The sequence below is a fragment of the Paenibacillus sp. V4I9 genome (assembly GCF_030817295.1).
In the GTDB taxonomy this organism is placed as follows: Bacteria; Bacillota; Bacilli; order Paenibacillales; family NBRC-103111; genus Paenibacillus_E.
Map to the genome: position 1 here is coordinate 6,829,283 of NZ_JAUSZE010000001.1, position 14,640 is coordinate 6,843,922.

A 14,640-nucleotide genomic window follows, 5' to 3' on the forward strand; every position below is an offset into this window, starting at 1 on the left:
AGAACAGAAACTTCACGGCAGAATTGTTACCCAACAACCCCCTTGACATGAAACCAAAAGGTTTCGTATAATCCTTTGTGTAACCATTTGGTTTCGTATTGTAATGCCTTTGGAAAACCTAATCTTTTGGACACAATACGAAAAGGACATACAGGAAGGAATGACTTACGATGCAGGACGAATTGTTGAAGAAGCTGCGCTACAAGCAAGGACGAGCTCTCGTTCTTCAGGCACCTGAAGGCTACAAGCTTGGCATTGAGGATAATGAGGAGCCGAATGGGACCTATGATTTCGTTCAGCTTTTTGTAAACAATGCCGCCGAGGTGGCTGAATGGGCGCCTAAAGCGATTGCCTATTTGAACGATGAGGCTGTGTTCTGGATAACCTATCCGAAGCAAAGCTCGAAGGTGAAAACCGACATTAACCGAGACATTCTCTGGAAGTTAATGAATGAGAAAACAGACTATCGTCTTGTAAGCAATGTTGCGGTGGACGATAAATGGTCGGCCCTGCGTTTGCGACATAAGAGTAAAGTAAAAACCAAATCCTAAAAAATGAATCATTGGAGGCTTCTTATTTATGGAAAACCAGACTCAAGGCACATTGCCGGATATCAAACAAACACTTGTTTTTAACGCACCGATTCAAAAGGTTTGGAATGCCGTAGCGACATCTGATGGCATCGCAGCTTGGCTCATGCCCAATGATTTCAAGCCAGAGATTGGCTATGAATTTCACTTGGAAGCAGGACCCTTTGGCAAATCCCCTTGTAAAGTAACCGAGCTCGACCCGCCGAACCGTATGACTTTCGAATGGGGCAAGGATTGGTCGCTGACTTTCGAATTGACTGATTTAGAAGGCAAAACGGAATTCACTCTCATCCACTCCGGCTGGGATGCGGATAAAGTTACGGAATTCGGTCAACCTCACACGGTTGTTCGCGAGACGATGTCAATGGGCTGGGGAGGCCTGGCGAAGGCGCTCGCTGCTTACGTCGAGGCATAAGATGGCTGCCCCCTCGCAGAAGCATGACGTCTTTCAAGCGATCGCCGATCCGACCCGCCGTCAGGTGTTGAAGCTGCTCGGTGAACAAGAGATGCCCGTTACGGTTATCTCCGGCCATTTCCCGATGAGCCGCACCGCGGTATCCAAGCATCTTCGCATTTTGGCTGATGCCGGGCTGGTGAAAGAACGCAAAGTCGGCCGCGAGACCCGATACAGGCTGGAGGCGGAACCGCTTATGGAGTTGAAGCGTTGGCTTTCCTATTATGAACGCTATTGGGAAAACAAGTTAAATGTGCTCAAACGGTTCGTTGAATCGGACGATGAGGAAGGCGGAAATGCTTTATCCGCTTTGGAATTGGTCGATCCCACGAAACATGAATAACAAAATACGACTAGCCGTCGGTTCATTGAACTGCCGGCTTTTTTCTTCAACAGAAAGATCATCTACCCTGCAGATTTCCACAGGTTAGATGACCTTTTTTACTTACACTAGCTACTCCTGAACAGGCAGCCACTCTTGTGACCATATCGCAATCTCACCGAAAATCGGCGCCAATGCCAGTCCCTTGTCCGAAAGTGAATATTCGATACGGACGGGACTTTCTGGGAATACTACCCTCTTAACGATACCTTCATGCTCAAGCTCCTTCAGTCGCTCCGACAACACCTTGCCGCTCAAATTTGGAAGTGCCTGATCGATATTTATGAACCGCTGCGGGCCTGATAGTAATTGAAAAACGATAAGCGATGTCCAGCGCTTGCTGAGGATTTCTACAGCTTTTTCGAAACGAGGACACAATAGGTTGCGTTCCATATTTATCACCTCTATATGTTTATTTATTATAGAGTAAGTTGACACGGATATACAAGGTTACAAAAAGTAATTTAGTTACTTGACGAAACTAACATTTTAACGTAGTATCAGTTACATAAAGTAACTAAGTGAATTTAAGTAATAAAAAAAGAAAAGTAATTTATAGAGGAGTGTTTTTATCGTGATTTCACCCATATTTGTAGGACACGGATCCCCCATGATGGCTATTCAAGATACAGCTTGCACGCAATTCCTTCTCGACTATGGCAAGAAACTTTCTCCGAAAGCTATTGTCATTTTTACGGCTCATTGGGAAACAGAGGTACTCACCATTTCGTCCACCAATGACGTATATGACACCATCTACGATTTTCGCGGCTTCCCGGATGAACTGTTTCAAATCAAATATCCTGCCAAAGGGGATGTGGAGCTGGCTCAAATGATCGCTGGCCGTTTCACGTCGAAAGGCATCCCTGTGAATTTGGATTCACAGCGCGGGCTTGACCACGGCTCTTGGGTTCCGCTATTGCGAATGTTTCCAACACCAGAATGTCCCGTCATTCAAGTGTCCGTCAACCCTTACTTGCCGCCTGCGGAGCAGTATCGCATTGGCGAAGCATTGCGCGGCCTCGATCAGGAGGATATTCTGATTATCGGAAGCGGTGCTACTGTGCATAACTTGCGAGCTCTCAATTGGGATGCCAAAGAGCCAGACGCTTGGGCAGTTGATTTCGACGAATGGCTCATACAGAACATGCAAACGCAGAACCTGGAGGCGCTGTTCGACTACGCTGCTTTAGCCCCGAATGCTCGTATGGCTGTGCCAAGACCAGAGCATTTCATTCCGCTCTTTATTACAATGGGCAGCGGCGACCCGGAACGCCCCGTTCAAGTGATTCATCGCAGCTATGAAGTTGGCTCGCTCAGCTATCTTTCAGTCTCTTTTTAACAGGTACATGATAAAATAATAGTAGTTACTTAGAGAGGAACTATTACAATGAAATGGACGACTCGCATCATCCAAGGCTTGCTGGCATTATCCTGTTTAATGTTTGGCTTTATGAAATTATCCGCAAATCCTATGCAGGTGGAAGCTTTTACAGTAACCTATGGGTATGGTCTAAATGCCATGTATGTCGTTGGAACTATTGAATTATTGGCTGGTATCGGGCTAATTATCGGCTTCTGGAAGCCGCGCATCGCGTTCTACTCCGCTGGCACTATTGTAATTATAATGGCTGGCGCTATGCTAACTCATGTCCGATCAGGTCAAGGTATGAGCGCCGCGGCATTACCACTTATCTTTCTCATCCTAGCATTAATTGTTGTGCTAAGACGTTCTAAACGCGCATAAGCAAACGGGTATCTCAGCCAGACGGCAGGTGATACCCGTTATTTGCGACTTACGACGGAATAGGCTTCGACATGTGTTCCCGATACTCCGTTGGCGTTAAGCCTGTATATTTTTTGAAGGTGCGCAGGAAGCTTCTCGTATTTGCGTATCCGACCGCTCCCGAAACGTCATTAACTTTAATGGACTTATCTTTCAAAAGCTCCATTGCCGCTTTAATGCGAATTTCGATCATGTAATCGATAAAATTGCTTTCCGTATGATCCTTAAACAGTCTGCTGATGTAAGGCGGAGTGAGATGAAACATTTCGGCCAACCGGTCTAAGGACAGATCATACTCCTGATAATGCTCTCGGATATAGTCCAGCATTCGCTCGATCGTCTCATTTTTCCCACGTTGATTGCGCTTTTCCTCAATTTGTGAAGCCAAGCCCTCGAGAGTCTCTCCGACTAGCCGCTCCGCATCCTTCCAGTTCTCACATTTTCCGATCCGGTCATAAAAGCTGCTTAGGGGACCCATCGATATTTCCGGCTCAATCCCAATGGCTTTGACGGTTTGCAAGGATTTCATCATAAGGTCGTAGCACAGCTGCCTAATCAGCTCCGGAGGAAGATTGCTCTCAACCGCTTCACGGAATGTATCCGATAAGTACGTGAGCATCTTGACGCGATCTGTTTGCCTCATGGCTTCCATCACCGGATCGATCATCCGGCTGAGCTTATAATAGTCCTGTCGGTCCGGCGGCTGCAAGTCGTCTACTGATATGACAGAATGCTTGCCGAAGATCATCTTATAATGAAGCGCCTTCTGCGATTCATCGAAGGAGCTTGGTATGTCCTTCATCTCCATGCGGCATTTGCCGACTCCTACCGTTACCGTTAAGCCAAACTGCCTCTTCATGATATCAAGTATCAGTTCAAGAATGACTAATGTTCTCAAATGATTTTGCTCCGCATCGCCTTCTGCGAAGCTGAGAAGAACAGCCGCCCGGCCGCCCCCCAGATCGATGGCCAAGCCTGCATGCTCGGTTCGAATCAGCTCCTCCGCGACATTGCAGAACATATAGGTGTACAACGTTTCGTCCCGCGGAGCAAGCTGTTCACCTTCCTTGCCAATCTCTGCCGTACAAACGATAAAGCGCTCCGAATACATGTGAATCCCCAAAAATTCCAAATGGTGATACATCGCATGGAAATCGGAACGGTTGCCATTCAATACATCCATCATGATCTTCCACTTGAGCATAGGCTTAGAATCCCTGACATGCTGCTCCAATTGCTCGCGGTCCGTAACCATTTCATCGAATATATGCTCCAGGTTTCTGAGTCCTATACTCTCTGCGCCCTGCCCTCTACGCTTGTTCACGCCGGACAGCTTACCTGCCAAACGATCAAGCGGCTTAAAGGTCCAGCGGTTCACATAAAATAATGCAGCCAATGCCAAAAAGAACATCACGACGGCAAAAGTGAGCAGCAGGTTGCGAGTGACCTTGATCGGCTCAAATACGGTGGTCTCCGGCATTATGCTGACAAATTTCCAGCCTGTGTATCCGCTCGTCCGGTAAAAGACAGACTCCTGAATCCCGTCCAGCTTCACGTTGAGGGATCCGCTGTTCGGATCCCTTAATATCGTCTGTATATATGGCAGCGACTTCATATTGCGGTAAAGCTGGTTCTTATCGTCATGTGTGACGACATTTCCTTCCGCATCCAGAATGAAAAATTGACCAGCGTGGCCATCCTCGTAGATCGCTTTAATCATCTGAAACAACTGAGCCTCTTTGATGCTAATAGCCATTAGACCCTTCCTGAAGCCTGGACTGCTGAGACTAGGATAGCTGCGGACCAAGGTAATCACATCTTGGGTCTCATGGCCATCCCACACCTTCTGAGTCGATAGCCACTTAAAATATTCAGGCATATCTAGGTACTGGGCCAACCAATTGAACTCTGACGAAGCTTGCTTTAAATAGGTTTCCTCTGTCATTAAGTCTCCACTGATATGTGAATACGCAAAGACGGATGAATAATTTGGATTATTTGAAATAAATTCCCTCAACCTGTTTGTCAATGTATAGTAAATGCTATATCTGTGACCGTCATCACTGTAGCTGTTATTCATAAAATAAACAAATTCCAACCCTTCAGCCATGGAGAGCAGATCCTTCTCCGTCTGGCGAAAGGCAGCCTCGATCTTGGAATCAACCTGTTTCAATAGTGCAAGATTAGCATCCTGCAAGTCCTTCTGCAGCCTGCCCACAGTGCCTGTATAGGACAACCAGAAGGTCAGGGCGATGATGAAGAGGAATACGATACCATATATCATCATGGCTTTTCCGGATATGCTGGTTCTCATGGTGGACCTCCGCTCGGTCGCATTGTTTTGTTCCTATTGTACCATTAACACAGTTGCCCTGAAGGGGAATGATGAACTAACCTTATCAAATGCAGTTAAAATCGCAATAGACAGTTTTTGTCGGACGTCACATTTCTTTCGATCCAACGCTGTATGAGTGCAATTCAACGGATCCTATAAAAACGTCTTAAAAGATGTAACTTGATCCGTCTGTAGGTCACTTCTTAGAATGAAAAAGCATGCTGAGACAAGAGAACTCTCTTGCCCAGCATGCCTGTTGATGTACGAATTAAATGGAATGGTACAGGTTCCGATAACCGCTTGGTGTCAACTCCGTCAACCGCTTGAACGTATGGCAAAAGTGAGAAATATCCTGAAACCCTACAGAAGCTGCAACCTCCGTAATGGGCAGATCGCTCCCCTGTAAGTACTCCTTCGCTTTGTTGATGCGATAGGCAATTAGAAACTCATTGACGGAGACCCCTGTATCCTGTTTGAAAATTCTACAAAGATACGATCGCGAAAGGTGAAACTGTCCGCACAAATCCTCTATACGCAAGGATTCTTGGTAATTCTCCATCATATAGCTCAGTATGTTTTCGACGACCTTCTTCCGTTCTCCCGTTCCCGGCTGAACAATGCCTATATCCGTCTGATAACGGCCTAGCTGTGTGAACATATGTAGCAGGAGCCCTTTCACAGCAAGGGGATATCCCGGCTGTTGTTCCCTGATTTCCCGCTCCAGTTGGCTAAGCGTTTCCTGCAAGCCCAGCAATTGGCGGGCATTTAATTGAACATGAAGGGAATCGCTGCCTATCCCCGGAAGCCACTGTTCGATCCAAGCGGCTATTTGCCCATCTTGATCGTATAGCCCATCCATATAGCTTTTCTCCACGGCAAGGACATAGCGATGAAAAGGAACCTCCAGATCCGGAAGGGATCTATGCATGGCCATAGGCCTTACAGCCGTGTAGCTTCCCGGTCCTAGTTCATGAATCCGTTCACCAGCAATGTATTTACCGCTTCCTTGTATACATAAATAAAGTTCGAATCCGCTGTGCGAATGGAAGCTGCGCTGGTACAAGCTCGTCGTTCGATACAAACAATGAACGGGAAAGGCAGAGAGTGTCAGATTCGTCCACTCGTCGATTGCCGCTCCAATGGCATCAGGCTGCTCCACCCGTTCTAAGTTTTCCGATTTCACCCCGCTCACGGCTTTTCACTTCCTTCTGTTCTATTTCGTAGACAATACCCCAAGTCAATAAGAGCATACGCCAAGCCTCACGGTCATCCTGCATAGTATAGTGAACGTATGCCACTACTCTTTCAAGGAGGAATACCACAATGCCAACTACACTTACATCTGCTCATCTAGAACAAACCGCGAGCCAAATTTATGGTTACATGCTATCTGATCATTCGGGAAATTGGGGCTTGGATATTCACCATTGGGACTGGGTGCCCGGCGTCGGCGTCATATCGGTACTAGCCTATTATGAAAGCACGAAAAAAGCGGAGATCTTGAATCATCTGACTAGATGGGCACGCCAAAACATGCATAAATCTGAGAAACTGATGGTAATCAACTCCATGGCACCCTTCGCCATATTCCCTGCACTTTATAGTAACACGAAGGACCCCGTCTTTCTGGAAACTGCTGAACGCATCGGGAAGTGGATGCTAACTGAAGCTCCCCGTACAAGAGAAGGCGCGTTTGAGCATACCGTCACCGAAAATGCCAGCTTCCCTGAGCAGGTATGGGCGGATACGATCTTCATGGCTGTACTATTCCTAGCGCGTCTTGCCCGCCTTACCGGTGAAGCTGCCTATGCTCAGGAAGCTGTCAACCAGCTTGACCTCCACTTGAGACTGCTTCAGGACGATAGATCAGGAGTGCTGTTCCACGGTTGGAATTGCATAGCGCAGGATCATATGTCCGCTGCGCGCTGGACGAGAGCTAACGCATGGATCGCAGTCGCAACGCCAATGATCCTGCAAGAACTCGAGGGCCTCGCCCAGGTACCCGAAGAAACTTTAGAGCGCTACCGTGCTATGATGCAAGGGCTCATCCGATATCAACAAGCAGATGGTCTATGGGCCACCGTCATGGATCAACCTGATTACTATCCGGAGACTTCAGGCAGCGCCGGTATCGCATGCGGTATTCTACTAGCCGTAAAACGCGGTTTGCTGGACCCTTCCAGCAAAGAGGCATCCTATCGCGCAGCTGAATCTATTCTATCAAAAGTTCTGCCTAGCGGGGAAGTAACCGGCGTGTCGGGCGGAACACCTGTTATGCCGACGATTGAAGCTTATAATACAATTCCATGTTATCCAACGCTTTATGGACAGGGGCTAGTGCTAATGCTGCTCTCAGAAATGATTGAAAAAAGGAAGGAGACCGCCATTTAATTGGCGAGCTCCATTTTTTGCTTCCTTAGTTCGGATGCTTGTCATTCGGCTTCAAGGAAATCGACAGCTGTTGCTGCGAGCCGTCCGCACGATTGTCAGCCTGCCTTGCTGTCACTTGCTCCGCTTCTTCTTCAATGACAATCAAAGGCAATTCCTTCACCGAGTCACCTATAGCTAACGAGAATAAAAACGCAGCTTTTTCCATAGCTTGGAAGTCTATTGTTTGCCGCTCACCTTTGTAAATAACCAGATCTAGTCCATATGTGTCTCCCTGTTTGCTCCATTCCCAGTTCCAACCGGCGGTAGCGGAGGATACGCTTTTGTCGCCGCAGCGCAGTTGGTTCTCTCCAGTACCCTCAAAGGCAGCATATAAGCTTTCGAAGTGCAGTGGCAGTCCATTAATCTGCACTTGCGCCACAGCGCCTTCCTGCTCAATGCTCATACGCTCCAAGCAACCGCCAAATTCCATTCGAATCCGGAAATCAGTTGCCTTTATACGACCTTGGATACGATCCAAATTCGGATGTGTATCCCCGCCGTTCGTCAGAAAGTTTACGCCTAACAGCAGTTGGTTTCGGCTCGCTGCAACACTGAGAACAGCCGAGGAATAATCGTACCCATCATGTAAACAGCGCATTTGCAGATAGGTCGGCTGCCCGTTATTATCGAAATATGCAACCATCCCTCTTGTTTGATTCCACATGATCTCTTTCCTGAACACTCCGATCGCATACTGCGGCGTTATGTAAGTCTCCGCCCATTTCACGAATCCGGTCTCCTCATTGCGATAATAAGGCTGCCTAAGATCACGTACCTCTACTCGGGTAAATTGCTCAATGTATTGTTTCGGACATTGGATTCCGCTGCCAAACCACTCTGCATCATAATCCAAATCGTCAGAGGCAAAGAAAACCAGCTTGTTATCGGTAGCGACTTGCAGGAAGGATTTGGCCTTATTCGTCAGTAAGGTACTGTAGCTGCGGCTGTGCGGACCAGCCCATTGCTGGGACACCGGATGATAATGCTCCACCACCATTCGCCAGACCATGTCTAACAATTCGGCGGTTATGTCTTTCGCACGAGAATTGAGGGAATACTCGCGGATTTTCGACAGCTCCACAATGGCAATGACAGAATAAGTAGGACTGTTGAATTCTTGGAAGGTCCCTAGACTTGCTGTATATTGCTGCAGCTTCTCTAGCCTTTCCAGCCCATAATCAGCATAATCCTTCCGTTCATACAGCTCACCGGCGATCAAGGTCACAAATGCCCCCATAATCGCAATATTCGTATAGTGCGGCCTTACATTCCGTTTGATGATCGCGTCGCATGCAAAGCTTACCGATTCTCCGATCTGATCTTTCAGCGCTTCAGGCAGCTTATGACCGTGACGAAGTACTGCAAGCAGCAGCTCCTTGCCGCAAAAGTCCGCCCAGTTCCAATCAGGAGGAGCCATCTGTGTAAGCGGCTCTTCATAAAACCAAGGCCATATCCCATAGGTATCACTTAGCGGATTCCGATCCTGCAAAGATAACAGGCGGCTAATGATATCATAGGCCCTCTGTTCATATTCCTTCATTTCCGTATTTAGCAAGCCAACCGCATAGAGCAGCGATTGATAAGTCGGATGAGTCGTCGGGTGATCCTTCGCCGTTAGCGTAGTATGATACCCCGGGCTATGAAAAGGCCGACGAAGCATACTGATCTGAGAATCATACTCACTTTCTTTGGCTTTGATTGCCTTTATCAAATGTGCTTTATGATCAAGAATAGTCTCATTTACGCTCATGCTGGAACAATCCCTCCCAATTGGCGTGCACTGATTATTTCAAGAACTCTTTATTCTTCTCATACCACTCTTGTGCAAGCTTCTCCACATTATCTCCACCAAGACGTTTCCACTCTTTACGCGCCTCATCCATTGCAGCCTCTGGGGTTAATGCACCGCCTCCAGTTACGGCTTTCACCTCGATTTGCGTAGCAATCGGATGGAACGTGGCGATCAGTTGGCTTACTTCCGGAATATCCGGGCTAAAGGCTATGTCTCTGCGATATTTGTTTTTGAGTGCCACACCTAGCGACTGTGTCTTCAATTTGGCATACTCCTGGGAGAGCGCATCCTGAGCAGCCATGGTCGGGAACCACTCGGCTTTCAGGCTGAAATCAGTTACAATCGCATACTCAGCAGCGTAGCCAACTTCCTTCCGGAATTTATCAGCGTCGATTTTTTGCGGAATCACACCATCCACTAGCTTGTGATGGACGTTTTCCTCGCCGAACTTCATCGCCATATCGCCTTTCTCCATCATCCAATCGAGGAATTTAACAGCGGATTCGATTTTATCCTCCTTCATTTTACTGTTAAAGGCTACCAGAATATTCGCCGGAAGTTCTTGATACAAGCCGTTCTTGCCATATTTACTGGCTACTGGCTCCAATGGAACCATCTTGGCATCTGGAACGTTCTTCTTGAGATCCATGAATTCGTTCTGAATATCCCAACCAGCAAAGTAAATACCCGCCTTACCAGTTGTCAACATTTGACGCGCGCGCTGGAAGTTGCTATCCGTGATATACTCTTTATCCAGCAAGCCTTGATCGAACAATGATTTCTGATAAGCAACGGAGTCCTTATAACGATCCAACGTTCTGCCAAACTTGAGCTTGCCCTCTTCCAAATACCATTGATTCTCATTCACGAAAAAGAGAGCTCTAATGATTTGCACAGCGTTGCCATTAAACGCAATTGGCACTGTATCTGCTTTGCCGTTACCGTCCGGGTCCGCTTCCTTAAATTTCTTGGCCACCTCGATCAATTCTTCCGTTGTCGTCGGCGCCTTCAAGCCCAGCTTATCCAGCCAATCCTGACGAATCCACATCCCGTGGTTGGCAAGCCCCTCTATACTTCTGCTGCTGGTAACGGCATACATTTTTCCATTAATCGTCGATGCTGATTTGAGCTCAGGATGCTCCTTCAGATACTTTTTCAAAGTCGTACTATATTTCTCGATAAAGCTGTCTATCGGTTGTATGGCACCTTGGTTGGCCAATTGCGCAATATAATTACGATCATACTCCCAAATGAGATCAGGTGCGCTCCCGGAAGCCACCAGGGTACTCAGCTTTTGTTGAGCTTGCGCACGAGGTACTGGCACCCAGGTTACCTTAGCCGGCGAATTCTCATTCATCCACTTTGTCCAACGGTTGCTCTCGTAGCTGCCCTCCTCTGCGGCTACTGTTCCACGATCAAAAGCGGAGATGCTGATTTCTTTCTTCGGACCGGCCGCAGTTGTCGTAGCAGCTGCACTTCCTTGAGGCTTTGCTGAACTGCCCCCCTCTGTAGTCGTATTAGTACTGCAAGCGGCTAGTACTGCTAAAGACATACTTGCTGCAAGAACTGGTTTCCACGCATGTTTAGTCATTTTCAATGGTTCCATCCCCCTAAATATTGTGTGGTATATATCAAGGACTATTGCCCCGAGATATCAGCCTTTAACCGATCCAATCAAGACGCCTTTGACAAAATGTTTCTGCAAGAACGGATAAACGAGCAAAATGGGAGTAACTGCAATGACGATCGCAGCCGCTTTAATACCCTCGGGAGTAAGCGTCATCTCTGCAACACCCTCGCTTCCGGCTCCTTGATCCAGTAGATTCTGATCCACCTGCAGGATCATTTGATAGAGCTTGAGCGTTAAGGTTTGCTTGGTTGTTTTGGTAACGTACAGTAATACATTGAAGTATGAATTCCACCAGCCTACGGCATAAAAGAGTGAGATGGCAGCTATGATCGGTTTGCATAACGGCAAAATGATTTGAAGCAGAATTCGCCAGTCCCCTGCGCCGTCAATAGACGCTGATTCCTCCACTTCCTCCGGCAAGCCCTCCATGAACGTTTTCATCACAAACATGTTGTACGTACTGATTAATGAGGGAAGCCATAAAGCCCAATAGGTATCCATAAGTCCTAATGATTTAACTAGTATAAAATTCGGGATTACGCCCGAAACGAACAGCATGGTGAAGGTGATGAAAATGAGCAGCCCATTACGCCCCATCAGTCTTCGTCTGGAAAGCGGATACGCAGCCAGTAAAGTAAGTGTCACATTGAGCGCTGTGCCGACTATGGTTACCAGCACCGTATTCCACATCGCTACAAAGAGCTGTCCATCCTGGAAAAGACGCTTATAGGCCTCCGCATTGAATTCGACCGGCCACAATGTCACCTCACCCGCTGTAATAGCCCTGCTGCTGCTGAAGGACGATACGACCTCATACCAGAACGGGTATAAGGCAATTAACGAAAGAAAGCCGAGTATCGCATAATTAGCTGACGTCCCTAAACGGGATAAAAGGGATTGCTTTTTATATAAACTTTGCATCGCTTACCATAACCCCCGTTCTCCGAACGCTCGAGTCAATCTATTTACGCCTACGACCAGTATCAACCCAACAGCGGATTGGAACAACCCTAAGGCGGTCGTATAGCTGTAGTTCATATTTTGCAAACCGACACGGTACACATATGTACTAATTACATCTGCAACATCCAAGACGGACATATTCTGCAGCACCAGTGTCTGCTCAAGCCCCACATCCATCATGTGCCCCATGCGGAGAACGAGCAGGATAGCGATTGTGCTGCGGATGCCGGGCAATGTAATATGCCAAATCTGACGCAGCTTCGATGCGCCGTCCATCTTGGCCGCCTCATACAGCTGCGGATCAATCGAGGCCATTGCAGCCAGATAAAGAATCGTGCCCCAACCCGCTTCCCGCCATATGCCTGATAAGGTGTAAGCAACTGGCCACCAGCCGGAGCTAGCCATGAAATAAATAGGCTCGATGCCAAACACCTTCGTCAGCACCAAATTGACAACACCCGTGCTTGGTGAAAGCATAGCAATGAAGATGCCCCCAAGAACAACCCATGAGATGAAATGGGGCAAGTAGAGCAGATTTTGAACGGTCCGTTTGTACCACTCCTTGCGTACTTCATTAAGCAGAAGCGCGAGCAGTATGGGTACCGGAAATCCAAAAACAAGGCTGTACACATTGAGCAGCAACGTATTTCTTAGTACTCTCCAAAAATCGATGCTTTGGAACAAGCTTATGAAGTGCTTAGGCCCTACCCACTTGCTGCCAAAGATGCCGTCGGCGAATCGGTAGTCCTTGAAGGCAATAATCTCGCCGGCCATCGGAGCATATTTAAATAGCAGATAAAATCCAATCACAGGCAGAAGCATCAGGTACAAATGTCGATCCCGTATCAAGCGGCCTCGGAATGTGGACGGAATCGGCTTGGTTGGAATTGGCTTCCGCTGGCTTAGCTTCTTATTTAAGCCGGTCACTCTTTCCTCCATGTTGTGTTCACCCTTTCCAAATGTGAGCCTGCTGTTGTGCCGGCGATATCATCGTATCCTGCCACTGCTTACTTGCAAATAGACACGTTTTATTCTGCTGTCTTTTCTTAACAATTGCCCTGTCACCTTACTTAAACTAGGTTCATTTTCCTAAGATGAACGCTCTACACTCTCTCACCATAAGCTCACTCTCCAAACCCAGACGCAAAAAAAGAGACCCACAGCAACGGGCTGCGGGTCTTCAAGTATATATATTTAAAAAGGGGGTCGAATTTCAGTATAGGCCCCGAACCTTAAAGCCAGATGAAAACCAGATGTCATTTTAGTTACAAATGATTCCTATTTGTTTACAGACATACTGCCTATTTTTCCTTGATCGGAATATAAATGTCCATTTGGATGAGCTCATTTCGGGATGGGTTACAGCGTTCATCATACAGTTCGAACTCCGCGCCACCTGCATGTTCATAGCCGGAATGAGGAAACCATTCTTCGAAAATGGACTTCCACGTACTCTGAATGGATGCAGCAAACTGGTCCTGAGTCACCTTCGGTGTTGTAAAAACGGCATACTTGGCCTCCGGAAATTCACGGCTTACCAGATCGGTTGGCACACCTTCGAAACCTGTGGCCTCCATTCCGATGATATAACTTAAATCCCCAGTCTCCATGTTGAAATCCGTACAAATGCCCAGCTCAACTTGTGAATCTGCATGTACGCGATTGGGAATGCGATTCCCCTTGCCCTCTTGTAGATACGAGCTCCAGAATGCAGGGATTTCACGATGGTTTCTTCCCTCTTTGCAGGACGTTTTCAGTTCATAGCCAATCAGTTTAAAAGCAGGCTTCGTCTTCAGTTGATATTCCATTCGAATTCCTCCTAAATAGGGGTTGAATTTTCTTTGCAGCACATTCGCTTTCGCATAAACTGGCGTCAGTATGCCTTGTTTACGGTAAGCAAGCGGCGTACGTTCAAAAACTTTTTTGAATGCTCGAGTGAAATTCTCGTGGGACTGGAACCCATTGTCGAGGGCAATATCGATTAACTTCTTCTCCGTATGTGCGATCTGATAGGCCGCGCTCGCTAGTCTTCTTTTCCGAACATACTCCATCACAGCTTCTCCCACCATGGTTTGAAAGACTCTATGAAAATGAAATTCAGAGAAAGAAGCAACTTGAGCTAAACAAGCAACAGATAAAGGCTCAGAAAGGTGATCTTCAATATAATCCATAGTCTTCTGAATCTGCACAAAGTAATCGGTGTCCATCGGTTGCCCCCTCCAGCATTCTAAACACAGTGTAAGCTATTTAAAATAACGGTTCTTGATCTTTCTTGCTA

At 47.2% G+C, this 14,640-nt stretch carries 14 protein-coding genes; 6 read left to right on the forward strand and 8 right to left on the reverse strand.

Features of this window, described 5'->3' with window-relative positions; genetic code table 11:
• Nucleotides 1–170: 170 nt before the first annotated feature.
• From QFZ81_RS31310 to QFZ81_RS31320, 3 genes are read left to right on the forward strand one after another with little or no spacing between them, the layout of a single operon-like run.
• The gene (locus QFZ81_RS31310) at nt 171–551 is read left to right on the forward strand and encodes a hypothetical protein (RefSeq protein ID WP_307438144.1); all 381 of its coding nucleotides are present in this window, start codon (nt 171–173) and stop codon (nt 549–551) included.
• A gap of 28 nt (nt 552–579) precedes the next feature.
• Complete coding sequence (locus QFZ81_RS31315) at nt 580–1,005, forward strand: SRPBCC family protein (protein ID WP_307438142.1); 426 nt, start codon at nt 580–582, stop codon at nt 1,003–1,005.
• Nucleotide 1,006: 1 nt separating this feature from the next.
• Complete coding sequence (locus QFZ81_RS31320; protein ID WP_307438140.1) at nt 1,007–1,387, forward strand: ArsR/SmtB family transcription factor; 381 nt, start codon at nt 1,007–1,009, stop codon at nt 1,385–1,387.
• A gap of 111 nt (nt 1,388–1,498) precedes the next feature.
• Here QFZ81_RS31320 and catR read toward each other — a convergent pair whose 3' ends face one another.
• Nucleotides 1,499–1,819 carry a catDE operon transcriptional regulator CatR gene (gene catR / locus QFZ81_RS31325; RefSeq protein WP_307438138.1) on the reverse strand — a complete coding sequence of 107 codons (321 nt, stop codon included), beginning with the start codon at nt 1,817–1,819 and terminating at the stop codon, nt 1,499–1,501.
• A gap of 181 nt (nt 1,820–2,000) precedes the next feature.
• Between catR and QFZ81_RS31330 the strand changes: the two genes are divergently transcribed.
• Both QFZ81_RS31330 and QFZ81_RS31335 read left to right on the forward strand, forming a co-directional pair.
• Complete coding sequence (locus tag QFZ81_RS31330; protein WP_307605791.1) at nt 2,001–2,768, forward strand: DODA-type extradiol aromatic ring-opening family dioxygenase; 768 nt, start codon at nt 2,001–2,003, stop codon at nt 2,766–2,768.
• A 48-nt stretch (nt 2,769–2,816) separates the two neighbouring features.
• Nucleotides 2,817–3,173, forward strand: coding sequence for a DoxX family protein (locus tag QFZ81_RS31335; RefSeq protein WP_307605793.1), 357 nt, complete (start codon nt 2,817–2,819; stop codon nt 3,171–3,173).
• 49 nt (nt 3,174–3,222) lie between these two features.
• Here QFZ81_RS31335 and QFZ81_RS31340 read toward each other — a convergent pair whose 3' ends face one another.
• Both QFZ81_RS31340 and QFZ81_RS31345 read right to left on the reverse strand, forming a co-directional pair.
• Nucleotides 3,223–5,526, reverse strand: coding sequence for a helix-turn-helix domain-containing protein (locus tag QFZ81_RS31340; RefSeq protein WP_307605795.1), 2,304 nt, complete (start codon nt 5,524–5,526; stop codon nt 3,223–3,225).
• Nucleotides 5,527–5,815: 289 nt separating this feature from the next.
• Nucleotides 5,816–6,739, reverse strand: coding sequence for an AraC family transcriptional regulator (locus QFZ81_RS31345; RefSeq protein WP_307605797.1), 924 nt, complete (start codon nt 6,737–6,739; stop codon nt 5,816–5,818).
• A 131-nt stretch (nt 6,740–6,870) separates the two neighbouring features.
• Between QFZ81_RS31345 and QFZ81_RS31350 the strand changes: the two genes are divergently transcribed.
• Nucleotides 6,871–7,938 (forward strand): glycoside hydrolase family 88/105 protein, encoded by a 1,068-nt coding sequence (locus QFZ81_RS31350; RefSeq protein WP_307605799.1) that lies wholly within the window; start codon nt 6,871–6,873, stop codon nt 7,936–7,938.
• A gap of 25 nt (nt 7,939–7,963) precedes the next feature.
• Here QFZ81_RS31350 and QFZ81_RS31355 read toward each other — a convergent pair whose 3' ends face one another.
• The 5 genes from QFZ81_RS31355 to QFZ81_RS31375 all read right to left on the reverse strand — a co-directional run bounded on the left by QFZ81_RS31355 (nt 7,964) and on the right by QFZ81_RS31375 (nt 14,569).
• Complete coding sequence (locus QFZ81_RS31355) at nt 7,964–9,727, reverse strand: hypothetical protein (RefSeq protein ID WP_307605801.1); 1,764 nt, start codon at nt 9,725–9,727, stop codon at nt 7,964–7,966.
• Between the two features lie 34 nt (nt 9,728–9,761).
• Nucleotides 9,762–11,360 carry an extracellular solute-binding protein gene (locus tag QFZ81_RS31360; protein WP_307607086.1) on the reverse strand — a complete coding sequence of 533 codons (1,599 nt, stop codon included), beginning with the start codon at nt 11,358–11,360 and terminating at the stop codon, nt 9,762–9,764.
• Between the two features lie 63 nt (nt 11,361–11,423).
• On the reverse strand, nt 11,424–12,320 hold the full coding sequence (locus QFZ81_RS31365; RefSeq protein WP_307605802.1) for a carbohydrate ABC transporter permease: 897 nt from the start codon (nt 12,318–12,320) through the stop codon (nt 11,424–11,426).
• Nucleotides 12,321–12,323: 3 nt separating this feature from the next.
• Nucleotides 12,324–13,301 (reverse strand): ABC transporter permease, encoded by a 978-nt coding sequence (locus QFZ81_RS31370; protein WP_373462574.1) that lies wholly within the window; start codon nt 13,299–13,301, stop codon nt 12,324–12,326.
• A gap of 362 nt (nt 13,302–13,663) precedes the next feature.
• Nucleotides 13,664–14,569 (reverse strand): AraC family transcriptional regulator, encoded by a 906-nt coding sequence (locus tag QFZ81_RS31375; protein ID WP_307605804.1) that lies wholly within the window; start codon nt 14,567–14,569, stop codon nt 13,664–13,666.
• Nucleotides 14,570–14,640: the final 71 nt, after the last annotated feature.